The 21,600-nt window shown below is 75.4% G+C and carries 21 protein-coding genes; 5 read left to right on the forward strand and 16 right to left on the reverse strand.

Going from position 1 to position 21,600, the window contains the following annotated elements:
* Positions 1-32: 32 nt before the first annotated feature.
* The 4 genes from AB0F71_RS12955 to AB0F71_RS12970 form a co-directional block, all read right to left on the reverse strand.
* Complete coding sequence (locus AB0F71_RS12955) at positions 33-707, reverse strand: hypothetical protein (protein WP_360231938.1); 675 nt, start codon at positions 705-707, stop codon at positions 33-35.
* Positions 708-869: 162 nt separating this feature from the next.
* Positions 870-1,961: a vWA domain-containing protein gene (locus tag AB0F71_RS12960; protein WP_360231941.1), complete on the reverse strand. Its 1,092-nt coding sequence runs from the start codon at positions 1,959-1,961 to the stop codon at positions 870-872.
* A gap of 159 nt (positions 1,962-2,120) precedes the next feature.
* A complete protein-coding gene (locus AB0F71_RS12965; protein ID WP_360231944.1) occupies positions 2,121-2,690 on the reverse strand; it encodes a hypothetical protein in 570 nt (189 codons plus the stop codon).
* Between the two features lie 229 nt (positions 2,691-2,919).
* Positions 2,920-3,762: an SAM-dependent methyltransferase gene (locus AB0F71_RS12970; RefSeq protein WP_360231947.1), complete on the reverse strand. Its 843-nt coding sequence runs from the start codon at positions 3,760-3,762 to the stop codon at positions 2,920-2,922.
* Between the two features lie 282 nt (positions 3,763-4,044).
* Here AB0F71_RS12970 and AB0F71_RS12975 point away from each other — a divergent pair, with 282 nt between their 5' ends.
* On the forward strand, positions 4,045-6,333 hold the full coding sequence (locus tag AB0F71_RS12975) for an MMPL family transporter (protein ID WP_360231950.1): 2,289 nt from the start codon (positions 4,045-4,047) through the stop codon (positions 6,331-6,333).
* Between the two features lie 73 nt (positions 6,334-6,406).
* Here AB0F71_RS12975 and AB0F71_RS12980 read toward each other — a convergent pair whose 3' ends face one another.
* Positions 6,407-6,799: a nuclear transport factor 2 family protein gene (locus AB0F71_RS12980; protein WP_360231953.1), complete on the reverse strand. Its 393-nt coding sequence runs from the start codon at positions 6,797-6,799 to the stop codon at positions 6,407-6,409.
* A gap of 95 nt (positions 6,800-6,894) precedes the next feature.
* Between AB0F71_RS12980 and AB0F71_RS12985 the strand changes: the two genes are divergently transcribed.
* Complete coding sequence (locus tag AB0F71_RS12985) at positions 6,895-7,341, forward strand: MarR family transcriptional regulator (RefSeq protein ID WP_360231956.1); 447 nt, start codon at positions 6,895-6,897, stop codon at positions 7,339-7,341.
* A gap of 68 nt (positions 7,342-7,409) precedes the next feature.
* On the opposite strand, the gene AB0F71_RS12990 is transcribed toward AB0F71_RS12985, so the two are convergent.
* Positions 7,410-7,934: a YcxB family protein gene (locus AB0F71_RS12990; protein WP_360231959.1), complete on the reverse strand. Its 525-nt coding sequence runs from the start codon at positions 7,932-7,934 to the stop codon at positions 7,410-7,412.
* A gap of 291 nt (positions 7,935-8,225) precedes the next feature.
* Here AB0F71_RS12990 and AB0F71_RS12995 point away from each other — a divergent pair, with 291 nt between their 5' ends.
* A complete protein-coding gene (locus AB0F71_RS12995) occupies positions 8,226-9,281 on the forward strand; it encodes an AraC family transcriptional regulator (protein WP_360231962.1) in 1,056 nt (351 codons plus the stop codon).
* Between the two features lie 168 nt (positions 9,282-9,449).
* Here AB0F71_RS12995 and infA read toward each other — a convergent pair whose 3' ends face one another.
* The 6 genes from infA to AB0F71_RS13025 all read right to left on the reverse strand — a co-directional run bounded on the left by infA (position 9,450) and on the right by AB0F71_RS13025 (position 14,779).
* Complete coding sequence (gene infA / locus AB0F71_RS13000; protein WP_188306513.1) at positions 9,450-9,674, reverse strand: translation initiation factor IF-1; 225 nt, start codon at positions 9,672-9,674, stop codon at positions 9,450-9,452.
* Between the two features lie 93 nt (positions 9,675-9,767).
* Positions 9,768-10,550: a GNAT family N-acetyltransferase gene (locus AB0F71_RS13005; protein WP_360231965.1), complete on the reverse strand. Its 783-nt coding sequence runs from the start codon at positions 10,548-10,550 to the stop codon at positions 9,768-9,770.
* A gap of 194 nt (positions 10,551-10,744) precedes the next feature.
* Positions 10,745-11,845, reverse strand: a complete 1,101-nt coding sequence (locus tag AB0F71_RS13010; protein WP_360231968.1) for a chemotaxis protein — start codon at positions 11,843-11,845, stop codon at positions 10,745-10,747.
* A gap of 235 nt (positions 11,846-12,080) precedes the next feature.
* Positions 12,081-13,307, reverse strand: coding sequence for an FAD-dependent oxidoreductase (locus AB0F71_RS13015; protein ID WP_360231971.1), 1,227 nt, complete (start codon positions 13,305-13,307; stop codon positions 12,081-12,083).
* Positions 13,304-13,501, reverse strand: coding sequence for a ferredoxin (locus AB0F71_RS13020; RefSeq protein WP_360231974.1), 198 nt, complete (start codon positions 13,499-13,501; stop codon positions 13,304-13,306). The genes AB0F71_RS13015 and AB0F71_RS13020 overlap by 4 nt, the downstream gene beginning before the upstream one ends.
* 78 nt (positions 13,502-13,579) lie before the next feature.
* A complete protein-coding gene (locus AB0F71_RS13025) occupies positions 13,580-14,779 on the reverse strand; it encodes a cytochrome P450 (RefSeq protein WP_360231977.1) in 1,200 nt (399 codons plus the stop codon).
* A gap of 281 nt (positions 14,780-15,060) precedes the next feature.
* Between AB0F71_RS13025 and AB0F71_RS13030 the strand changes: the two genes are divergently transcribed.
* Entirely contained in the window at positions 15,061-15,627 is a 567-nt protein-coding gene (locus tag AB0F71_RS13030) for a MarR family transcriptional regulator (RefSeq protein WP_360231980.1), read from the forward strand.
* A gap of 134 nt (positions 15,628-15,761) precedes the next feature.
* Here AB0F71_RS13030 and AB0F71_RS13035 read toward each other — a convergent pair whose 3' ends face one another.
* The 3 genes from AB0F71_RS13035 to AB0F71_RS13045 all read right to left on the reverse strand — a co-directional run bounded on the left by AB0F71_RS13035 (position 15,762) and on the right by AB0F71_RS13045 (position 18,023).
* Entirely contained in the window at positions 15,762-16,343 is a 582-nt protein-coding gene (locus AB0F71_RS13035) for a hypothetical protein (RefSeq protein ID WP_360231983.1), read from the reverse strand.
* 146 nt (positions 16,344-16,489) lie between these two features.
* Entirely contained in the window at positions 16,490-16,621 is a 132-nt protein-coding gene (locus tag AB0F71_RS13040; RefSeq protein ID WP_360231986.1) for a hypothetical protein, read from the reverse strand.
* Between the two features lie 49 nt (positions 16,622-16,670).
* Complete coding sequence (locus AB0F71_RS13045) at positions 16,671-18,023, reverse strand: M14 family zinc carboxypeptidase (RefSeq protein ID WP_360231989.1); 1,353 nt, start codon at positions 18,021-18,023, stop codon at positions 16,671-16,673.
* Between the two features lie 148 nt (positions 18,024-18,171).
* Between AB0F71_RS13045 and AB0F71_RS13050 the strand changes: the two genes are divergently transcribed.
* Positions 18,172-21,033, forward strand: a complete 2,862-nt coding sequence (locus tag AB0F71_RS13050) for an AfsR/SARP family transcriptional regulator (RefSeq protein WP_360231992.1) — start codon at positions 18,172-18,174, stop codon at positions 21,031-21,033.
* A 19-nt stretch (positions 21,034-21,052) separates the two neighbouring features.
* Here the strand turns inward: AB0F71_RS13050 and AB0F71_RS13055 are convergent, their stop codons facing one another.
* Positions 21,053-21,463: a hypothetical protein gene (locus tag AB0F71_RS13055; RefSeq protein ID WP_360231995.1), complete on the reverse strand. Its 411-nt coding sequence runs from the start codon at positions 21,461-21,463 to the stop codon at positions 21,053-21,055.
* Between the last annotated feature and the right edge of the window lie 137 nt (positions 21,464-21,600).

The raw sequence follows: 21,600 nt of genomic DNA on the forward strand, positions 1-21,600 counted from the left end.
GGTCTGGTCCGACCTGATCCACAAGACACGCCCTAGGCGTCGATCCACTGGTCGAGCCGGAAGCTCTCCACGCCCTTGCTCTTGAGGATCTTGTACTGCTCGGCCTCCAGCGGCTTCATCTGCTCCACGCCGACCGTGCCGGAGAGGTGGAAGCAGGGCGTGCCGTCGCAGTCCTCCATCCCCGTGCGAGCGGACGGGCCGAGGGCCAGCAGCGCCTTGGCGTAGCCGTGGTAGTCGGCGACCCGGTCGCCGAGCGGCGAGGTGCGCCAGCTGCTGCCGCTGCGGATGTAGGTGGTGCCGTCACCGGTGACGACGACGTTCGGGGTGTCGCTGCCGCCGCCGACCATGTCGCCGCCGGCGGCGGTCATGGACTCGGTGAGACGGCCGGAGCGGACCGGGCCGTTGAGGTTCACCCGGGCCTTGGTGCGCGAGTTGAGCGGGCCGGCCTCGGTGGTGAAGTCCTGGGTGGCCGCGTACGGGGTCGCCTCCGCGAGCGCGAGCGCCTTCTCCGGGTCGATCGCCCCGCCCGCCGTCGTGGCCACGGCGGCGGGGGTGGGGGTGGGCGTGGGCGTCGGGGTCGGCGCGGCCCCGGCCGTGGTGGCCGACGCGGTCGGCGAAGCGGTCGGCGCCTTGCCGTCGTCGCAGCCCACCAGGGCGACGAGGGAGACCGCGGTGGCGGCGACGGCGAGCACGGTGGAGCGGCGCATGATCAGGAGACCCCCCGGTCGGACGAAGTGACGGGGCATCCTGACACGAAGGCTGCTCCGCAGGCGAACCGATTTCCCGTCAGCCCGCTGCGGCCCGTGGCGCCGCTCCCCGGCCGCCGGCCGCGCCACGGGCCGCAGCGGCCGGTGCTCAGCGGTCAGCGGTCAGCGCAGGACGAGGAGCTTGGTGCCGGGGACGAGCTTGCGGTTGACGGAGGTGGACTGGACGAAGACGGTGTAGGAGGGGTTCTCGCCGGGCTTGACGACGGCCTCGGCGGCGGGCAGGCCGAGGAGTCGGCGGGCGGCCGGGCCGGAGAAGACGCGGCCGGTCATCCGGCCGGTGGCCGGGTCCTTCTCGGCGACGGCGAGCTGCTTGTTGCCCTGGATCTTCTCGCGCTTGGAGAGCTCGTAGAAGGCGCAGCCGGTCTTGTACGGGTGGCCGGCGCTGGTGACGAAGTCGCGGATGGGGGTCGCCTCGTCGACGGGTATGAGGATGTACTTGCCGGTGTCCAGGGCGTCGAGGTTGGCCTTGACCTGGGCGGTGTCGAGGTCCTGGCCCATGGCGAAGAGGTTCTTGGTGCCGCGTACGCCCTGTTCGCGCCCGCGCAGGAAGCTGGTGGCGGCGGACTTGACGGTGCCGATGGCCTCCTCGACGCCCTTGCTGGAGTCGGCGTCCCAGATGGCGATGTTGCCGGCCGGGAAGCCGTACTCCTGGGCGGTGCGCTTGGCGAGGGAGTTGGGGACGAGGATGGCGGAGGTCCAGTGGTCGGGGAGGTCGTCCATGGCGCCCTGGATGCGGTCGAGCCAGGAGCGCAGGACGGCGGCGCCCTGGCCGGCGTTCATCCGGGTGTGCATCTGGCCGCTCTGGGAGCAGCCGGAGGCGTTCTCCTCGCCGTCGGTGACGACGACCTGGAGGAAGGAGTGCTCGCCGTAGCCCTCCCAGATGTTCTTGAGGTCGTCGACGGATTTCACGGCGGCCTCGATCAGGGCGGTGGCGCCGTTGTCGACCTGGTAGAGGCCGCGCAGGGAGGGCAGGTGCTTGACGTCCATGTCCCAGACCAGGTTCTGCACTTCGTGGTCGAAGGCGTAGAGGCTGATCCGGGTCTCGTGGCCGAGGCGGTCGGACTCCTCCTGGAGGCCCTTGACGAACTCGTCGACGACGCGCACGAGTTGGGCCTGGTGCTGGTGCATCGAGCCGGACTTGTCGACCACGAGGGAGACGTGGTTGACCTTGTGCTTGATCCTGTTCGCGGACATGGCTATCCCCTTTTCCGGCGCGCTTGCGATGCATTTCCGGAGTCCTCTCGCGGGGTTTTCCCGCGGCGCCTTTCGGCGTTCCCTCCAGCGTTGTCTCCACCTTAGGGGTGGGCACTGACACTCCGTCGGGCGGTCGGAGGGGCGGCCGGAGGGCGGGGGTCAGTCCTCGTCGGCCTCGTCGTCCTCGGTCTCCTCGTCGTCGGCGCGGGAGAGGGCGTCGGTGATCAGGCGGGTGGCGAAGTCCTGGTCGTCGCCGCAGATGCGGTTGACGTACTCGGCGAGCAGGGTGGCGGTGGCTTCCAGGGGGTTCATCTCGGCGTCGGTCCAGGGGCCGTACTGGGCGCGCCACAGGTTGGGGCTCAGGCCGCTGCCGGCGGCGACGAGCAGGCCGGCCATGGTGGGGACGACCTCGGGGCGGAAGGTGCGGGGCATCATGCGCATGGTGGCCAGGAGGTTGGGCAGCACGTACTCGATGACGTCCTTGCCCTGGTCCTCGCAGGCCTTCCGCAGCCAGTTCATGTACAGGTAGATGAGGGTGCAGGCGCCCTCCAGCAGGGCGGCGAAGCCGTCCGGGCCCAGGGAGGCGGCGAGGTGGTCGACCATCTCGCGGTGTTGGGGGTCGGTGCCGGTGCGGCCGTCGTAGAGGGCCTTGAGCCGGGAGTCGATGACCATGAGCGCCGCGCTCACGTCGCCGGCGGGGGCGTACTGGGGGTCGCAGGGCGAGGTCACGGGGCTCCTCCGGGGCGGGGCTCGGGCGGTGCGGGCGCTCCCAGCAGAGCGGACCGGGGCCCGGGCGCGGGCCGGAACCGTCCCGGCGTCACCCGGACGGGATGCGGTGGCGGCCGGGGTGTTGACGGGGTGTCGAGGGCCGGGTCCCGCGCCGGGGCACGCACGGCGAGGGCCCGCGGTGGAAGCCGCGGGCCCTCGCCGTGTGCGGTGGCGGTGTGCTGTCGCCGGGTCAGGGCTTGAGGGCGACGCCGGCGTAGAAGGAGACCTGGGCGTCGGTGACGCCGGCCGGCAGCAGGTCGGCCTCGTCGGTGCCGTCGGGGTGCCAGCGGTGGGCGGGCACGATGCCCGGGTCGAGCAGGTCCAGGCCCGCGAAGAAGGTGGCGAACTCGGCGCGGGGGCGCAGCCGCAGGGAGGTGCCGGCCTGGTTGTAGATCTCCTCGACCTTGGAGGCGCCGGGCGGGTCGAGTTCGGCGGTGGCGTGGGAGAGGACCAGGGCGGAGCCGGCGGGCAGCGGGTCCAGGAGGTGCCGGACGATGGCGCGGGCGTCGTCGGGGTCCGGGACGAAGTGGAGCAGGGCGATCATCGACAGGACGACCGGCTGGTCCAGGTCGAGGGTCCGGGCGACCTGGGGGGTGGCCAGGATGGCGGCGGGGTCGTGGACGTCGCCGTGGACGTAGGCGGTGCGGCCCTGGGGGGTGCTGGTCATCAGGGCGCGGGAGTGGGCCAGGACGACGGGGTCGTTGTCGGCGTAGACGACCCGGGCGCCGGGTTCGACGGCCTGGGCGACCTCGTGGAGGTTGGGCGAGGTGGGGATGCCGGTGCCGATGTCCAGCCACTGGCGCAGGCCGCGCCGGGCCAGGGCGCGGGTGGCGCGGTGCATGAAGGTGCGGTTGGCCCGCACGGCGGTGCGCATGGTGGGGAAGACGGTCAGGACGCGTTCGGCGGCTTCGCGGTCGACGGCGAAGTTGTCCTTGCCGCCGAGGAAGTAGTCGTACATCCGGGCGCTGTGCGGGATGTCCTGGCGTATCTGCGGCACCGCCGGCTGCTCGGGATCGGGCTCGGTCGCGGTCATCCAGGATCCTCCCATGCTCGTTCATGTCCCTTCTTGATCACACCGGGCCGGGGCAGTCTAGCCAACTCGCCGGTGCCGCGCGGGAAGTCGGCGGGGGTTGGCGGCCCTGACCCGACGGTGGGCGAGGCGGTGGCGGGAGCGGGGGCGGGGTGGCGGGGAGGCGGGGGCGGGGTGGCGGCCTTCGGGGCGACTACCCGCCGGTACCGGAGGGCGGCGGCCGCCCGCGGGGAACACTGCGCCGGTTCGGCGCACCACCGCGCAGGAGACCCCGGGAGCCCGTCCATGCCGCCGTCCACCCGCCGTGTCCCCCCTGCCGCCGCGGCGCCGCCGCCCGCCGGGCGCGGGGCGCTGCGGCGCCTGGGCGAGTGGTGCGCGCGCCACGCGCTGGTCGTCGTCGTGCTGTGGATCGTCGCCCTGGCCGGCGTCCAGGCCGCCAACCGGGCGGTCGGCGGCAGCTACTCGGACGACTTCTCCCTGCCCGGCACCCAGGCCCAGCAGGGCCGGGACGTGCTGCAGGCGCACGAGCCGGGCGCCGCGGGCACCAGCTCCCCGGTGGTGCTGCACGACGCCCGGCCGCTGACCGGCTTCCAGCCGCAGATCGCCCAGGCCGTGACGGCGCTCCAGCAGCTGCCGCACGTGGTCAGCGCGCAGAGCCCGCTGCCGCCGGCCGGGCAGAGCGCCCCGCCGGGCGGGCCGCTGGCCCCCGACGGGCTGACCGGGTACATCACCGTCCGCTTCGACACCACCCCCGCGCTGCTGGGCCACGACTACCTGGGCGGGGTGGACGCGGCGGTGGCGCCGCTGCGCCAGGCCGGGGTGCAGGTGGAGTACGGCGGGCCGCTGGGCGAGCTGGCCCGGCCGGCGGCGGACGACCGCTCCAGCGAGGTGATCGGCTTCGCGGTGGCGGTGGTGGTGCTGCTGGTGGGCTTCGGCAGCGCGATCGCGGCCGGGCTGCCGCTGCTGACGGCGCTGATCGCGGCCGTGGTCGGGCTGGGGGCGCTGGGGCTGGTCGCGGCGCTGTCCACCTTCGCCACCGTGGCGCCGACCCTGGCGACGATGATCGGCATCGGGGTCGGCATCGACTACGCGCTGTTCCTGCTGACCCGGCACCGGCAGAACCTGATGGACGGGGTGGACCCGGTCGCCTCCGCCGGGCAGGCGGTGGCCACCAGCGGGCGGGCGGTGCTGGTCTCCGGCTGCACGGTGATCATCGCGCTGTCCGGGCTGTCGGTGTCGGGCATCTCCTTCATCGCCAAGCTCGGGGCGGCGGCGGCCGTCACGGTGGTGTCGGCGGTGCTCGGCGCGCTGACCCTGCTGCCGGCGCTGATGGGGCTGATCGGGCGCCGGATGGACCGCTTCGCCGTGCGCCGTCCGATCGCCGAGGCCGGGGACGGCGGCGAGGCCGGGGGCAGCGGCGAGGCCGGGGGCAGCGGCGAGGGCGGGGGCAGCGGCGGGGGCGGCGGGAGCTGGCACCGCTACGCCCGGCGGGTGGAGGCGAACCCGTGGCGCTACCTGGTCGCCGGGGTGGTCACGCTCGGGGTGCTGTCCATCCCGCTGTTCTCCATCCAGCTGGGCCACATCGGCGACGGCGCCGACCCGACCTCCTTCACCGACCGGCGCGCCTACGACCTGGTCGCCCAGGCCTTCGGCCCGGGGGCGAACGCGCCGCTGACCGTGGTGGTCGACCAGAGCGCCGTGGCGCCCGGATCCCGCGCGGGCGTGCAGGGCGCCGTGCAGCAGGCCCTCACCGGCCTGCCCGGCGCGGCGAGCACCACCCCGCTGCAGACCAGCCCGGACGGCGCGGTGCTGTTCGCCACCGTCGTCCCGGCCGGCGCCCCGCAGGACCGGGCCACCACCGACCTGGTCGACCGCCTGTCGGGCACCGTGCTGCCCGACGCGGTGGCGGGCAGCGGCGCGCGGACGTACGTGACCGGCAACACCGCGGCCCAGGTCGACTTCCTGGACCTCGTCTCCAGCCGGCTGGTCCCGATCATCGCGGTGGTGGTCGCGCTGGCCTTCCTGATCATCCTGGCGGTCTTCCGCGGCCTGCTGGTCGCCGTCAAGGCCGCGGTGCTCAACCTGCTGTCGATCGCGGCCTCGTACGGGGTGGTGGTGGCGGTGTTCCAGTGGGGCTGGGGCGGGCCGGCGCTCGGGGTCGCGGGGAAGGTCCCGATCGAGAGCTACGTGCCGATGATGATGTTCGCGATCGTCTTCGGGCTGAGCATGGACTACGAGATCTTCCTGCTCTCGCGGGTCCACGAGTCCTGGCTGCGCACCGGGCGCAGCCAGGACTCGGTGGCGCACGCGCTGGAGATCACCGCGCGGGTGATCACCTGTGCCGCGCTGATCATGGTGAGCGTGTTCGCCGCGTTCATCGTCAGCGACAACGTGGTGATCAAGATGATGGGGCTGGGCCTGGCGGTCAGCGTGCTGGTGGACGCCACGGTGGTGCGGCTGCTGCTGGTGCCGGCGGTGATGACGCTGCTGGGGCCGGCGGCCTGGTGGACGCCGCGCCTGCTGGACCGGGTGCTGCCGCGCATCGACACCGAGGGCGCGGGCGAGCGGCCGTAGGGCTGGGGCGACCGTGGGGCGGGGGCGGCCCCGCCCCACGGCCCCTGCCCTACGGCCGGGGTGTGCCGGGTGTTCAGCGGGCGCTGCCGAGGTCGCGGTCGTGGTCGGCGCCCTCCAGCAGGAGGGTGGTCTCCTCGATGCGGCGGAAGCGGCCGTCGGGGGCGAACTCGGCGAAGAGGTAGACCTCCATGCGGACGGTGGAGCCGTCGGTCTTGGTGATGGTCATGGTGTGGCGGTCGGCGTAGCGGTGACCGTTCACCAGTTCCTCGTGGACCTCGACGGAGCCGTCGGCCACGACCGTGCGCAGGTGGGCGATGTGGGCCAGGAACTCCCCGCGGTCGTCCCAGCGGCCGTCGGTGCGCTGGCGGTAGTCGGGGGCGAAGTGCCGGTCGACGGCCTCGTTCAGGTCCAGGCCCGGGGTGAGGAGCAGGTCGGCCAGGGCGGTGGTGATGTCGGTGTGCTGCACGGGGTCCTCCGATGGTCGTCACGGGAAAGTGCGTGCCTCAGGCACGCATCTGACGGTACAGGAAAAGCGTGCGCAGCGCACGCTAATCTGAGGGGGTGACGAATCCGACCGGACACGAGATCGCCGAGGCCCTGGGACTGCTGCTGCGGCGCAGCACCCGCGCCGGCCTGCACGCCCAGCTCACCGACGGCCTGGGGGAGGCCGTCGACGAGCTCACCTACCCGGTCCTCAGCGGCCTGGCCCGCACCGGCCCGTGCAGCGCCGCCGACCTGGGCCGCGAGATCGGGCTGGACCGCACCACCGTGACCCGCCGCGCCGACCGGCTGGAGGAGGCCGGGCTGCTGCGCCGCGAGGCCGACCCCGGCGACCGGCGCGCGACCCTGCTCGTCCTCACCGACCCCGGGCAGGACGCGGTACGGGCCACCAGGCAGCGCCTGGCGGCCCGCATCGAGGACTCCCTCGCCTCCTGGCCGGCGCAGGACGCCCGGACCTTCGCCCGGCTGCTGCGCACCTTCGTGGACGAGGGGCCGTTCCAGGCCTGAGGGCCCGGGCCCGGGGCTCCGGGCGCCGGGGCGTCAGACCCGGGCCTGCGGCGCCGGGCCCCAGGGCGTCAGACCCGGGCCTGGGGCGCCGGGCCCGCGGGTGCCGGGCGGCCGACGGGGGCCAGGTGCCGGGCGAGGAGGGCGCGCAGCGCGTCGGGGTCCGAGGTGCCGCGCTTGGCCAGGATGAGCAGGCAGGAGCCGCTGCGGTTCAGCGCCAGGAACAGGTGCGCCGTCTCCACGAAGCCCGACAGCGTCGCCCAGGCCCGGGTCTGGGTGCCGCACCGGTCGGTGACGCTCACCCCGGCGTCGTCCACCACCACGGTGCGGGGCCCGCCCCGCCGGGACACCCGCCGGTGCGCCAACGCCGCCTGCAGCCGCGGGGCGAACAGTGCCAGGGCCGCCATCGCGGCCGCGGCCACCGCGTCCGACACACCCGCCCCGCCGTCCGCCAGTTTCAGCGCGCCGCCGAGCAGCGAGACGGCCGCCGGGACCCACCAGACCACCCGCGCCAGCCGGCCCGCCGTGGTGTGCCGGGCCTGGGCGGCGAAGGCCTCCCGGAAGTCCTCGCCCGTCGGCGTGTACGCCAGCTCCATCCGCCCCTGCTCCACTGCTGCTCCCTTGATCCACTTCTCGGTGCGCAGATGCTAGCCAAGGGTTCGCCAATCGGTGCGCCAGGGCCCTCCCCCGCCCGCCTCGCGCTGATCCCCTGCCCCCGACCCCCTCCGGCTACCGGCTGCCCCTGCACCCGGGCCCGGACCCGGGCTCGGACCGGGGGTGGGCGCGGGGGTCCGGGCGGGCGGACGGGCGGGGATCGGTTACGGTCGACGGTCCGGCAGCGGCCGGGCCGGGAGACGGAGCGGGAAGGGGGCGGCGAGGTGGCCGCGGTGACGGGGAGCGTGTTCCGGGGCGAGGGCCTGCCCGCGCGGGAGCGGTTCGACTGCTGGCGGGAGCTGATCGGGCGCACCCGGGCCAGCGAGATGACCAGCGAGCACGCCGACGACTTCCGGGCGGAGATGCGCCGCCTGGAACTGGGGCCGGTGACCCTGCTGCGGTCCTCGTTCCCGCCGACACGCTTCCGGCGCTCCGCCGCCATGGTGCGGCGCACCGACCCCGGGGTGTACCACCTGACGATGCCGCTCGCCGGCGGGCTGTCGCTGACCCGCGGCACCAGGGAGCGCACCCGCACCTTCGGCCGGGGCGACCTCTACCTGGTGGACAGCTCGCACCCGTACGAGGTGCGGGCCCTCGGGGCCTGCGGCGGCGGCCGCCGGGAGCAGCGGACCGAGGCCGTGGGGATCGACTTCCCGGTGTCGCTGCTGCCGCTGCCGCCGCACCGGCTGCGCGACCTGCTGGGGCGGGGGTTCTCGGTGCGCGAGGGCACCTGCGCGCTGCTGTCGGACTTCCTGGTCGGGCTGGACCGGCAGGCGGCGGTGCTGGGGCCGGCCGGGGCGGCCCGGCTGGGGAGGATCGCGGTCGACCTGGTCGCCGCCTGGGTCGCGGGGGAACTGGAGGCCGAGGCGGCCGTGCCGGAGGAGACCCGGCAGCGGGCCCTGGCGGAGGCGGTGCGCGCCTTCGTGCGGCGCAACCTCGCCGACCCCGACCTGTCGCCGGCGGTGATCGCCGCGGCCCACCACGTCTCCGTCAGCCACCTGCACCGGGTCTTCACCCGGCAGTCCGGGGAGTCCGGGGACGGCCGGACGCTGGCGGCCTGGATCCGCGGGCAGCGGCTGGAGCGGGCCCGGTGCGACCTGGCCGACCCGGCGCTGCGCACCCTGCCGGTCCAGGCCGTCGCGGCCCGCTGGGGCTTCCCCCGGGCCGACGATTTCAGCCGTGCCTTCCGGGCCGCGTACGGGCTCTCGCCCCGTGAGCACCGCCACCGGGCCCTGGCCGGGCGGGAGCAGGACGGCGACGGCGCCGCGGGCGGTACGGGCGACGCGTAGACGCATTGCCAAGGAAGTGGAGACGCAGGGACAACACGGGCCCGGCGCGTCCTGGCATCCTCCACGAGGAACACCGCGACGCGCCGGGCCCGTCAGCCCCGCGCGGCAGAACCACCGGTGGCCCGGCACGCCACGGGGGAGCGTGCCGGGCCACCGGTTCTCCCGCTGCTAGTTGCGGTAGCGGTAGCGGATCCGGCCGCGGGTGAGGTCGTAGGGGCTGAGCTCCACGAGCACCCGGTCGTGCGGGAGGATCTTGATGTGGTTCTTGCGGACCTTCCCGCTGATGTGGGCCAGGACGACGTGCCCGTTCTGCAGTTCCACCTTGAAGTTGGCGTTGCGCAGGCACTCGATGACGGTGCCTTCGACTTCGATGCCGTTCGTTGTCTTGGTCATGGTGTTCACCTCTTCATTCGTTCGTTCGTTCGTTTGCTTGGCGTCGGTGCCGGGGTCGTTCGTTCGATGCCGGGGCGGCGGCCGGTGCGCGGGTCAGCGGTGGACCAGCTCCAGGGTGGCGCCCGCGCGCCGGGCGCCGACGCCCTCCAGGAGCGCGGTGGCGGCCGGGTCGGACTCCGTCGCCTCGGCCCAGGCGGTGGCGGTGCCGCCGCGGTGCAGCGAGTCCAGCGCGTGGGCCAGCAGCGCCCGGGCGATGCCCCGGCGGCGCAGCTCGGCGCGCACGGCGATCAGCCCGATCCGCGGCCGGCGGGGCGGGGTGACCCGGATCAGCCCCACGTAGCGGTCCCCCTGGCGCGCCACCGCGTACTTGGTGGGGTCGACCACGATGGTCCCCGCCGGGCGGGGCAGCACCTGGGCCGGCACCGCCGGCCAGCCGGCGCCGGCCTCGACCTCGGCGTGGACGACGCGCTCCAGGGCGCGCAGCGGGCCCTCCTCGGCCAGGCCGGCGGGCAGGATCGTCACACCCTCCGGGGGCCGTACCGCGCCGAGGCCGGTGGCCCGCGGGTCGGTGGGCACCAGGTAGGCCCGTTCGCGGCGCGCGGTGGTGAAGCCGGCCCGCTGCCAGGCGGACCGGGTGTCGTGGTCGGCCTCGTCGACGACGGTGTGCAGCGGGGCGGGCAGGTCGGTGAGCAGTGCGGCGGCGAGGCGGTCGAAGACCGTGTCGTGCCAGGTGTCGATGCTGACGAACAGCCGCCCGTCGGGCCGCCGGGAGGCGTCGGCGCGGCCGACCGCCCGGCCGTCCTCGACGGCCTGCCACTCGGTGTCCGAGAGCCGCGTCACGGCAGGGGTGTGCGGGGCGGGATGCGGAGAGTTCATGGTGTTGCCTTTCGGAAGTGCCTTGCCTGAGGCGCTCCCGGGCGACACCAACGTCAATCGCCCACCGTGACGACAAGGGGGAGCACCCACCCGGTTACTGCCTTCATGGGTCTCACCTCCTCGCGTTTCTCTCACGGCTGCGCTGACGGTAGCAGCCGACGGCGCACCGGCCCAAACGGTTTACCGATGCCGGGTCAGTAGCGCAGGTCGGCGGCGATGCCGCCGGCGTCGGCGAGGGTGCCGTCGGGGACGAAGGCGACCCGGGCGCCGGTGTCGAGGGCGCGCTCGACGACCTCGTCGACGATGTCCTCGCGGGCACCGGCCTCGCCGGCCTCGGCGGGGACGAGGTGCTCGCCGGCGTCGCGGACGGTGGCGCGGTGGTTCTCCTCGACCACCAGGAGCGCGACGCGCCCCTCCCCCACCCCCTGCCAGACCTCGTCGAGGCCGGCGGCGAACCCGGAGCGGCCGCGGGCCCGGTCCAGCCGGGCGAGGGCGTCGGCGGTCTCCTGCTCGGCATGGGCGCGCACGGCGGGCGCGACCACCTTGCGGACGGTCTCGACGTCGGCCTGGGCGAGGCCGCCGTGCGGGATCTGGGCGGTGGCCTCCTTGGCGATCGGGCCGGCGGCGTCCAGCAGGGCCAGGGCGGGCGCCTCGCCGACCACGTACAGCGGGCGGGGGTCGGCGGCCAGGACCTTGCCGAGCGCGGTGTCGGCCTGGCGCAGGAAGGTCTTGGTCTCCTCGTCGCGGAAGGTGCTGGGGGTGTCGCCGATGCGCTCGCGGCGCTCCGGGTCGGGGTTGTCGAAGAAGGCGCGGGTCAGCGGGAAGCCGTGGGCGCGGTCCTCGGTGACCCGCTCCGGGGTGCCGCTCCACAGCACGGCCCGGTCGGCGGCGACGGCCAGCACCCAGTAGGGGCGCTCGGCGGCCTGGGCGGAGACCAGGTTGCGGGTGAGGAAGGTGTCGGACAGCACCACCCGGGCGGGGGCGGTGCGGGCGAAGGTCCACACCTGGTGCTCGCCGGGCGCGGCGAGGATCGCCAGGCCGTCCTCGGCGTGCACCAGGTCGACCTCGGCGAGGGCCTTGTCGAGCTGCCCGGCCACGTCGATCCGGTCGGCCCGGGAGACCTCGGGGTCGGCCTGGAGCCGCTCCTTCGCCTCGGCCAGCAGGTTGCGCAGCCGTACCGGGTCCTGGGCGTTGTCGGGTTCGCGGCGGTGGGTGGGCATCAGGACGGACACCGCCGGGTAGGGCCGGGGCCGGCGCAGTTCGGCGAGGACGGCGGGGCTGAGGGCGGGGTGCATGGGGACCCTTTCCGAAGGCGGTCGGCCTTCTCTGCGTGGGCGCACGGTGCCTGGCGCTGCTGCCAAATGCCCCCAATGTAGCGATTTGCCCCCGAGGTCGCCGGGTCGCCCGGCCGGTTCGGCCGAGCTGCTCGGTTGAGCGGCTCGGTTGAGCGGTTCAGCCGGGCGGCTCGGTTGAGCGGTTCAGCCGGGCGGCTCGGTTGAGCGGTTCAGCCGGGCGGCTCGGTTGAGCGGTTCAGCCGACGGGCGCGGCCTGCCGTTCGGCGGCGGGCGGCCAGGGGGCGTGGGCGGCGACCTGGGCGCGCAGTCCGCGCAGGGCGCGGGCGGCGGCGATGCCCACCGCGCCGGTGACCCGGCCCTCCCGCAGGCAGGCGGCGGCGAAGCGGTGCTCGGCGAGGCTGCCGTCGACCAGTTCGAAGCGGTCGGCGGCGCCGGGGCTGCCGAAGGCCTGCACCCGCAGGCCGTACTGGTCGGTCCACAGGTACGGGACCGGCGCGTAGGCCTGGCGGGTGCCGTCCGGGCCGGCCAGCAGGTTGCGGGCGGCGAGCAGGGCCTGGTCGGTGGCGTTGGTGCGCTGTTCGAGGCGCCGGCGGCGGCCGGTGCGCGGGTCGGGCCAGCAGGCGGCGTCGCCGGCCGCCCAGACGCCGGGGCCGGCGGCGCAGTGGGCGTCGCAGGCCACGCCGCCGTCCGGCTCCAGCGGGACCCCGCTGCCGGCCAGCCACTCGGTGGCCGGCACCGAGCCGATCGCCATCAGCACGGCGTCGGCGGCCAGTTCGCCGCCGTCGGCGAGCCGTACGCCGGCCGCCCGGCCGTGCCGCCGGAGCACGGCGGCGGCCGTGCCCCGGTGGATCCGCACCCCGTGCTCGCGGTGCAGGCCGGTCAGCAGCGCGGCCGTCTCCGCACCGAGGACGGCGGCCAGCGGCGCGGCGGCCGACACCAGCCAGGTCACCTCGGCGCCGAGCCCGACGGCGGTGGCCGCCGCCTCGGCGCCGAGCAGTCCGCCGCCGACCACCAACAGCCGTGCGCCCGGGCGCAGTTCCTCGCGCAGGGCGAGGGCGTCGGGCAGTGTGCGCAGCACGTGGGCGCCGGGCAGCGGTGCCTCGGCGCCGGGCAGCCGGCGCGCTCGCACCCCGGTGGCCACCACCAGGGCGTCGCAGCGCACCTGCCGGCCGTCGGCCAGGTGCAGGGTGCGGGCGCCGCGGTCCAGGCGTTCGGCCGCCACGCCCAGGCGCAGGTCCAGCCGCAGCTCCGCGAGGGCGGCGGGCTCGCGCAGGGTGACCTTCCCGGGCTCCCACTGGCCGTCGAGGAGCTGCTTGGACAACGGCGGCCGGTCGTACGGGAGTTCGGGCTCGGCCCCGACGAGGGTGAGGCGGCCGTCGTAGCCGGCCCGGCGCAGCGCCTCGGCGGCGTGCAGTCCGGCGGCGCCGGCTCCGACGACGGCCACCTCGCGCGGTGCGGTCACACGTTCTCCAGGGTGATCGCCGTGGCCGGGCAGACGGCGGCGGCCTCCTGGACGGCCTGGTGGAGGTCGGCCGGGGGGCGGGCGTCGAGCAGGACGACGATGCCGTCCTCGTCGCGCTGGTCGAAGACGTCGGGGGCGGCGAGCACGCAGTGGCCGGCGCCGCAGCACTTCTCCTGGTCGATCCGGACGAGCATGGGGTTCGGTTCCCTTCGGGGGGGTGGGGTTCGGGGGCGGGGTTCGGGGATAGGGGTGGCGGTGGTCGCGGGCCCGGACTACCAGGCGACGGGCAGTTCGTGGACGCCGTAGATGAGCATCTCGCCGCGGAAGCGGACGTCCTCGAAGGCGGTGGCCAGGCGCAGTTCGGGCAGGCGCCGCAGCAGGGTGTCGAGGGCGATCTGCAGTTCCAGCCGGGCCAGCGGCTGGCCCAGGCACTGGTGGACGCCGAAGCCGAAGGCGAGGTGGCGGCGGGCGTCGCGGGTGAGGTCGAGGGTGTCGCCGTCGGGGAACTGCGCGGTGTCCCGGTTGGCGGTGCTGATCATGCAGACGACGCCCTCGCCGGCCCGGATCCGCACCCCGCCGAGCTCGACGTCCTCGGTGGCGACCCTGGTCAGGCCGGAGTGCACGATGGTCAGGTAGCGCAGCAGTTCCTCGACGGCGCCGGGGACGGCCTCGGGGTGGCGGCGCAGGTGGTCGAGCTGGGCGGGGTGGCGCAGCAGGGCGAGGACGGACAGCGCGGTCATGTTGGCGGTGGTCTCGTGCCCGGCGACCAGCAGCAGCCGGCCCATCGCTCCGATCTCCCGGGTGTTCAGTTCGCCGCGCTCGACCAGGCGGCTGAGGATGCCGTCGTCGGGGTGGGTGCGCTTGGTGTCGGTGAGTTCCTCCAGGTAGTCGGTCAGCCGGGCCTGGGCGGTGATGACGTCCTCGACCGGGGAGTCGCGGCGCAGCAGGACGCGGCTGCACTCCTGGAAGAACTCGTGGTCCTGATAGGGGACGCCGAGCAGCAGGCAGATGACCAGGGAGGGCAGCGGCAGGGCGAACTCGCGGACCAGGTCGGCCTCGGTGCGGCCCTCGGTCATGCGGTCGAGCAGTTCGTCGGCGATGCGCTGGACCTCGGGGCGCAGCGCCTCGACCTTCTTGATCATGAATTCGCCGGTGAGCATCCGGCGCAGGCGGGCGTGCTCGGGGTCGTCCATCCGGATGAAGACGGGCTGGCCGTTGTTCAGCTGGCGGGCGCCGGCGCTGACGAAGGGGAAGCCGGGGCGGGTGGAGTCGGAGCTGAAGCGGGCGTCGGAGAGCACCGCCTTGATGTCCTCGTGGCGGGTGAGCAGCCAGCTGGGGGAGCCGTCCCAGAGGGAGATGCGGCTGATCGGCTCGTCCTGCTGGGCCTGCTGGTAGGCCGGCGGCGGGGCGAAGGGGCAGGTGCCGCGGGCGGCGGGGTGGGTGAAGCGGGGGGTCTGTGCGGCGGTGGCCATGGGGGGCTCCCCTCTCGGAGCTGGCTGTGCCGGATGGGTCGGTCCGGTCCGGCCCGCGGTGCCGTGCGGGGCACGCGAGGGTGCGGCCGTGCGGGGGCACGCGGGTGCGGTGGGCGTGCGGGCCCGGAGCATTTACGTGCCAAAAGCAACTAACTCGCTGTCACGCTAACTCGCGGTCCGTGGCGGCGAAAGGGCCCATCCGGTGGGCGCCGAATCTGTCCGAAATCCGGTGACCGGTCTGCGCCGCAGCCGGGAGGCGCACCGGCCGCTACAGTTCCCCCATGTCGGACGCCGCAGACGATCGGACCGCCACCGCGGACACCGCCACCGCAGACCTGGAGGCCGTACTGGCCTCGCTGGCCTACCTGCTGACCCGCTCCCAGGAACACGAACGCCGCACCGCCAGGGCCGGCATCACCGCCGCACGCTCGGACGTCTACCTGCTGCGCGCCCTCGCCGAGGCCGACGGGCCCAGCCGGGTGGGCGACCTGGCCGAGCGGCTGATGGTCAAGCCCTCCCACGTCACCCGGCAGATCGACCGCCTGGAGGGCCAGCACCTGGTGGCCCGCACCCCCGACGCCCTGGACCGCCGGGCCCGCCGGGTCGCCCTCACCTCCGACGGGCGGGACCTCCTGGAGCGGCTGAAACAGGCCAACATCACCGGCCTGGCCGACGCCCTGGCCGGCGTCCCCGAACCGGACGTCGCCGCGACGGTCAGCGTGCTGTGCCACCTGATCGAGCGCTACGTCCAGCGCGTGCGGGGCTCACTGCTCTCGGAGGACGACACCACTCCCCCGGCCCCGGGGCCCGTCCCCCGCGCCGCGCTGCGCGACCCCGTCGAGTCCTGAGCGCCCGGGCTCCCCGGGAGTCCGGGCTACGGAGGCGTGCGGCCGACGGTCCTGTCAGTGGTCCGGCCTGCGGTCGCGAACACGCCGATCTCACCCGATACAGCGGGGCGGTTCGCTACCCGGGTACCGCTGATTCAGTTCTCGAAGTACCCGAGGGGCTCGATCCGGAAACGGGGGCTCAGCGGGATCCCCTCGCTCGGGGTGAATCGAGTGTCAGACTTTTTCGGAACCTGAGTCATAAACGGGACGCGGATCCGATGGTCGAACAATTTCGCCAGGAACTCCGTCATCGGCCCGTGGAACTCGTACACCTCTTCCTCCGTGTCTCCGAGCACCACCGTGGGCCACGAATGAGGGTCATCCGAGTCAACACGCCAATGGAATGTCTCAGCGGTCGACGAGTTACCCCACCTCAGAAGCCCATGAGGAGCCGGATAAATGGGGAACGGCTGCTGCTCTCGAATGATGGGGCGCTGCTCCATTAGCTCATTCAAGCTCGTCGACTGATGAACGAGCTCGCTGGACGAGTCCGCGACTCCCGGAATCAACACTCCCAGGTAGTTGCTCCACCCACCAGGGCCGAAGTGGCCGACGTACTCGGCATAGTCAGACGGCAGGGAAGTCCCGAGCCCCCGTTCGACCTCGCGCCATGGCACCACAAACCTCCGCGCCTCGGTCAGACCACCGAGAACTGCCAGGTCTTCAATAGATCCCATCTCACCCCACCTTCCGCTAAACCGATTAGACGTTGTCAATAGGAACACTGATGTTCAGGCCGCCCGTACCCACTGCCTTGAACAGCTCCGGCCACACGGCGAGTTGAGCGCGCGGGGCCAGCCGGGCCCGCACCGCGTCGACCGCCTCATCCGCCCTCGCCACCTCCGCTGCCGTCGCCGAGCCGGTGCCAGCGGGAGGCGTTGTCGGCGGGGGCGTACTTGGTGATCCGGTACACGTGGGACGGCGCGGGGCGGTGACGCCGGGGGCGGGAGCTCACCGGGCCATCCTGCCGGAGCCACCGGAGCGCGTGGCGCCGGGGCGGGCGGTCAGGGGAGGTGGGGGGCGGCCGCGGCGGCTTCGGCGGTGTTGGCGTGGTGGGCGGCCTGGCGGGTGACGGGGAGCCAGGTGGGGCGGAAGCGGTGGCGGTAGTGGGCGCACCAGGTGTGGAGGAGGGCGGCCGGGCGGGGGTCCGGGGCGGGGGTGGCGCGGCGCAGCAGGGCGGCGGCGCGGACCGGGATGCGGTGGGCCCACAGGTCGATGCCGGCCAGGTGGGCGCGGGTGGGCGGGGGCGACGGCGGCAGGGGCCCCTCGGGGGTGCGCGGGTCCCAGGCGTCGGCGAGTTGGCGCAGTGCGGTGAGCTGGGTGCGGGCGGCGCGCAGCAGCGGGGTGTCGTGCGGGCCGTCGTGCGGGGGCAGGGCGGTGAGCAGTTCGGTGAGGCGGTGGCCGCGTTCGCGCAGGTGGTCGGCGGCGGCGCGCAGGTGGCGGTCGGCGTCCTCGGGCGGGACGGGGGCGGGGTCGCCGAGCCGGTCGCTGGTCCAGGCGGGCACCTCGACGACGACGGTGCGCCCGCCGTGGCGCCGGGGGGCGAACCAGGTGGCGGCCCGGGCGCCGCCCCGGGCCTCGGGCTGCTCGGTGAGCATGCCGGTGGTGTTCTCCTGGGTGTCGATGTGCTCGGGCTCCATCAGGAAGACGCCGGGGCTGACGGCGGGCAGCCGGTGGGTGTCGAAGGAGCCGGTCTCCACCGGGATGCCGAGGGCGGCGGCGGAGCGGGCGAAGGGGGCGGCGAGGGCGGTCGGGTCGGCGGTGGCCTGGAGGAAGGTGCCGCCGACGTCCGCGGTGTGCAGGGAGAGTTGGAGGGCGGGCCGCAGTTCGTCGATCAGGTCGAGCAGGATCCGGCTCTCGGGGAGGCGGCCGCCGATCGCCGGTGCCCATTCGGGCTGCTCCTCGGCGGCGGGGCGGTAGTAGCCGGCGAAGTAGGCGGGCAGGGTGCGGGCGAGCAGGCCGCCGCGGGCCAGGTGGGCGCCGTCGGGGTCGAGGCAGAGCAGCAGGTGCCAGGTGGTGGCCGGGTGCCGGGCGGGGCGGGCCAGCACCCGGTGGGCCAGTTCGACGAGGCCGGCGCGGCCGGAGAACTCGTCGGCGTGGGCGCCGGAGACGACCAGGACGTTGTCGGTGCCGCGGTCGGCGGCGGGCCGGTCGGTGGCGGTACCGCGGTCGTCGGGGCCGATCGAGAGGAGGTGGAGGGGGCGGCCGGCGCGGGAGGTGCCGAGGGTGCGCAGCCGGCAGCGTCCGGGGTGGCGGGCGGCCAGGTGGCGGGCGGTGTCGGTGAGTTCGTCGAGCGTGGGGTAGCGGTCGTGGAGCAGGATCGCCCTGCCCGCGGCGGTCGAGGTGTCGGTCAGCATCGGTCCCCTCCCCTGGTGTCCGGAGGTGGTATTGGATCCGATCGGGTACGGCTCCGTCCAGGGCGCCGCGCGGGCCGGTGCGGGGTGGTCCGGGGGCGGGGAACCGTGCGTCATCGCAGGGTTGCCTACTGTCATATGCTTGCCATATTTGCTGGTCAGGGTGGGGGCGCGGGTGGAATTCCGGTTGTTGGGCTCGGTGGCCGTGGTGGCCGCGGACGGACGGGAACTCGCCCTCGGCTCGCCCAAGCGCCGCAGCCTGCTGGCCGCGCTGGCGCTGAACCCCGGCGCGCCGGTCGGCATCGACCGGCTGACCGAGGCCCTCTGGGAGGAGGAGCCGCCCCGGCACGCCCGCACCGTCATCCACAACCACGTCTCCGGGCTGCGCGCGGTCCTCGCCGAGCACCGGGCCCCCGCCGCCGGGGTCGAGCTGGCCACCGACGGCAGCGGCGGCAGCGGCGGGTACCTGCTGCGGGTGCCCGAGGCGGCGGTGGACGTCCGGCGCTTCGAACGGCTCGTCCGGGACGCCCACGGCGCCCGGGAGGCCGGCGCGGCGGTGGCGGCCCTGCGGGAGGCGCTCGCGCTGTGGCGCGGACCCGCGCTCGCCGGCACCGAGCCCAGCCTGCCGCTGCAGTGCGCCGCCCAGGCGCTGGAGGAGCTGCGGCTGTCCGCGGTGGAGGAACTGGCCCGCGCCCACGGCCGGCTCGGCGACCACGGCGCGGCCGCGGGCGTGCTGGCCGCCGAGGCCGCGCTCCACCCGCTGCGGGAGTCGCTGGTCGCCGCGCTGGTGGTGGCGCTCGGACGGGCCGGGCGGCGCCCGGAGGCGCTGGAGTGGTTCCACCGCACCCGCCGGACCCTGGCCGAGCAGCTGGGCATCGACCCCGGGGCGGAGCTCGCCGAGGCCCACCAGCTGCTGCTGCTCGGCGACGTGGCGCGGGGTTCCGCCGGGGCGCGGGGTTCCGCGCTGACGTCGGGGCACGCCGTGGGGCCCGCCCCCGTCCATGCGCTGACGTCCCGGCCCGGGCCCGCCCCCGCTTCCGCGGCGGCGGAGCCCGTCCCCGCGCCGTGGCCCTTCCCCCGGCGGCCCCGGGGGTTCTCCGGGCGCGAGGACGAGCTGGCCGCGCTCGACCGGGCCGCCCGCGCCCCCGGCGCCATCGCCGTCGTCACCGGCGGGGCCGGGGTCGGCAAGACCGCCCTCGCCGTGCACTGGGCGCACCGGCGCCAGGCCGACTTCCCCGACGGACGGCTGTTCGTCGACCTGTGCGGGCACAGCCCGCTGCCCGAACGGGCCACCGGCGCGGTGCTGCGCGAACTGCTGCTCGCCCTCGGCCTGCCCGCGGAGCGGATGCCCTCCTCCCCCGAGGCGCTGGCCGCCCGCTACCGGGAACTGACCGCCGGGCGCCGGATGCTGATCGTGCTGGACAACGCCCGCCGCTCCGAGCAGGTCCGCCCGCTGCTGCCCGACGGGGACGGCTGCGTCACCCTGGTGACCAGCCGCGACCGGCTCGGCGGACTGGTCGCCTCGGACGCCGCCCGGCCCGTACCGCTGGCCGAACTGTCCGCCCCGCAGTCCGTCAGCCTGCTCGCCACCACCCTGGGCCCCGACCTCGGCCCCGAGCTGGTCGGCGCCGAACCCGAGGCCGCCGCCCGGCTGGCCCGGCTGTGCGACGGGCTGCCGCTCGCCCTGCGCCTGGCCGCCGCCCGCCTCGCCACCTGCCCGCACCGGGGACTGGCCGCACTCGCCGACGAACTCGCCGACGAACAGGGCCGGTTGGGGCTGCTGGAGGTGGAGGACACCAGCGTCGCCGCCGCCCTGGCCCTGACCGTCCAGCACCTGTCCGCCCCCGCCCGCCGGCTCTTCCGCCGCCTGGGCACCCACACCGGCACCACCCTCGACAGCCGCACCGCCGCCGCCCTCGCCGGCTGCGAACTGCCCGACACCGCAGGCGCGTTGGGGCAACTGGCCACCGCCCACCTGGTCGTCGAGATCGACCGGGACGCCTACACCCTGCACGACCTGGTGCGCCTCTACGCCCGCAGCCTGCGCACCCCGCCCGAGGAGGACGACTCCGACACCCTGCCCCGGCTCCTCGACCACCTGCTGAACACCCTGCTCGCGGCGAGCGCCGCCGCCGAACCCGGCAGCGAACCGTGCTGCGCACTGCCCGCCGGGGCCCGGCGGCCCGTCGAGGTCCGCCCCTTCCCCGACCGGGCGAGCGCCCTGGCCTGGTACGCCGCCGAACGCGACACCCTGCGCGGCGCCGCGCTGGCCGCCGTCGGCGCCGGACTGCACGACCGGGCCTGGCGGCTGGTCCTGCTGCAGTGGCCGCTGATCGTGTGGCAGGTCCGGGACGGCTGGGTGCCGCTGCTCGAACACGGCCTCGCCGCCGCCGAGGCCGACCTCGACCCCGGCGCCCAGTCCCGGGCCCGGGCCCTGCTCGGCTGGGTGCTGCTGGAGGAGGGGCGGCCCGAGGAGGCCCTGGTCCACCTCGAACGGGCCCCCGGCCTGGCCGCCCTGGCCGGCGACCGCAGCGCCCAGGCCGTCGCCCTGGTCAACCTCGCCGCCGCGCTCACCCGCTACGGCGCACCCGGGCCCGGGAACCTCCCCGCCCGGGTGCGGGACCTGCTGGGCCGCGCCCTCGCCCTGGCCGAACAGGCCGGCCGCGCCGACCTCGTCGCCCTCGCCCGCCAGCACCTCGCCGACACCTGCCTGGCCGGCGGCGACCCCGAGGCGGCCGCCGACCACGCCGCCCGCGGCCTCGCCCTCGCCGAACCGCCCTTCCCGGCCGCCCGCCGGGTCGTCCTGCAGACCCTGTACGGCCGCGCCCTGGCCGCCACCGGACGCCGCGAGGAGGCCGCCCGCCACCTGGACGCCGCCCTGCGCGCGGCCCTCGCCCACCGGTACGACGAGGGCGAGGCCGCCGCGCGGGCCGCCCTGCGGGACCTGTCCGGCGGCGCGGGCGCGGGCGGCACGGGCGGCGCAGCGCGCACGGGGCCGGACCGGCGCTGCTGACGGCGGGGCCGGGCCGGCGTCAGCGGTAGACGCGGGCCGCCCGGGCGCGGTCGGCCAGGACATCGGCGATGAACAGGCCGAGATCGAAGTCCTCGGCGTCGACGAACGGGGTCGGGTCGTCCGCCGGGCCGGACCACTCCGGCGGCACCGGGTAGCGCAGTTCGGCGACCCGGCCGACGGTCAGGACGCACTGCGGGCCGACGATCCGGTGCCGGACCGCGGTGGCGGCGTCGAGGCGGGTGTCGTGCTCCCCCACCCGGATCCGCAGCCCGTCCGTGGCCCGGTAGAACACCACGCCGACGCGGGCCAGTTGTCCGTAGTGGCCGTGGACGCGCTGCCCGGGGTCGGCGGTGCGCCCGGGACCGAGCAGCCCGGTCGCCGGGTCGAAGTCGGCGACCCGGCCGAAGGTGTCGAAGTCGGCGATCAGCACGGCGGGTTGCCTCCCACGGGGTCCGGTACTCGACGGCGCCGGGGGCGGGGGGGGCGGGGGGGCCCCCCCCCCCCCCCAAACAAACCCCAGGTAAAACACACCAATTCCCCGAGCGATTTCCCCCCCCAGGCGCACCA

It is taken from the genome of Kitasatospora sp. NPDC028055 (assembly GCF_040637885.1).
In the GTDB taxonomy this organism is placed as follows: domain Bacteria; phylum Actinomycetota; class Actinomycetes; order Streptomycetales; family Streptomycetaceae; genus Kitasatospora.

Bases quoted from the DNA above. Each gene is read 5' to 3' on its own strand.
- AB0F71_RS12955 (WP_360231938.1), bottom strand. From the start codon at position 707: ATGCGCCGCTCCACCGTGCTCGCCGTCGCCGCCACCGCGGTCTCCCTC.
- AB0F71_RS12960 (WP_360231941.1), bottom strand. From the start codon at position 1,961: ATGTCCGCGAACAGGATCAAGCACAAGGTCAACCACGTCTCCCTCGTG.
- AB0F71_RS12970 (WP_360231947.1), bottom strand. From the start codon at position 3,762: ATGACCGCGACCGAGCCCGATCCCGAGCAGCCGGCGGTGCCGCAGATA.
- AB0F71_RS12975 (WP_360231950.1), top strand. From the start codon at position 4,045: ATGCCGCCGTCCACCCGCCGTGTCCCCCCTGCCGCCGCGGCGCCGCCG.
- AB0F71_RS12990 (WP_360231959.1), bottom strand. From the start codon at position 7,934: ATGGAGCTGGCGTACACGCCGACGGGCGAGGACTTCCGGGAGGCCTTC.
- infA (WP_188306513.1), bottom strand. From the start codon at position 9,674: ATGACCAAGACAACGAACGGCATCGAAGTCGAAGGCACCGTCATCGAG.
- AB0F71_RS13005 (WP_360231965.1), bottom strand. From the start codon at position 10,550: ATGAACTCTCCGCATCCCGCCCCGCACACCCCTGCCGTGACGCGGCTC.
- AB0F71_RS13010 (WP_360231968.1), bottom strand. From the start codon at position 11,845: ATGCACCCCGCCCTCAGCCCCGCCGTCCTCGCCGAACTGCGCCGGCCC.
- AB0F71_RS13020 (WP_360231974.1), bottom strand. From the start codon at position 13,501: ATGCTCGTCCGGATCGACCAGGAGAAGTGCTGCGGCGCCGGCCACTGC.
- AB0F71_RS13025 (WP_360231977.1), bottom strand. From the start codon at position 14,779: ATGGCCACCGCCGCACAGACCCCCCGCTTCACCCACCCCGCCGCCCGC.
- AB0F71_RS13030 (WP_360231980.1), top strand. From the start codon at position 15,061: ATGTCGGACGCCGCAGACGATCGGACCGCCACCGCGGACACCGCCACC.
- AB0F71_RS13035 (WP_360231983.1), bottom strand. From the start codon at position 16,343: ATGGGATCTATTGAAGACCTGGCAGTTCTCGGTGGTCTGACCGAGGCG.
- AB0F71_RS13045 (WP_360231989.1), bottom strand. From the start codon at position 18,023: ATGCTGACCGACACCTCGACCGCCGCGGGCAGGGCGATCCTGCTCCAC.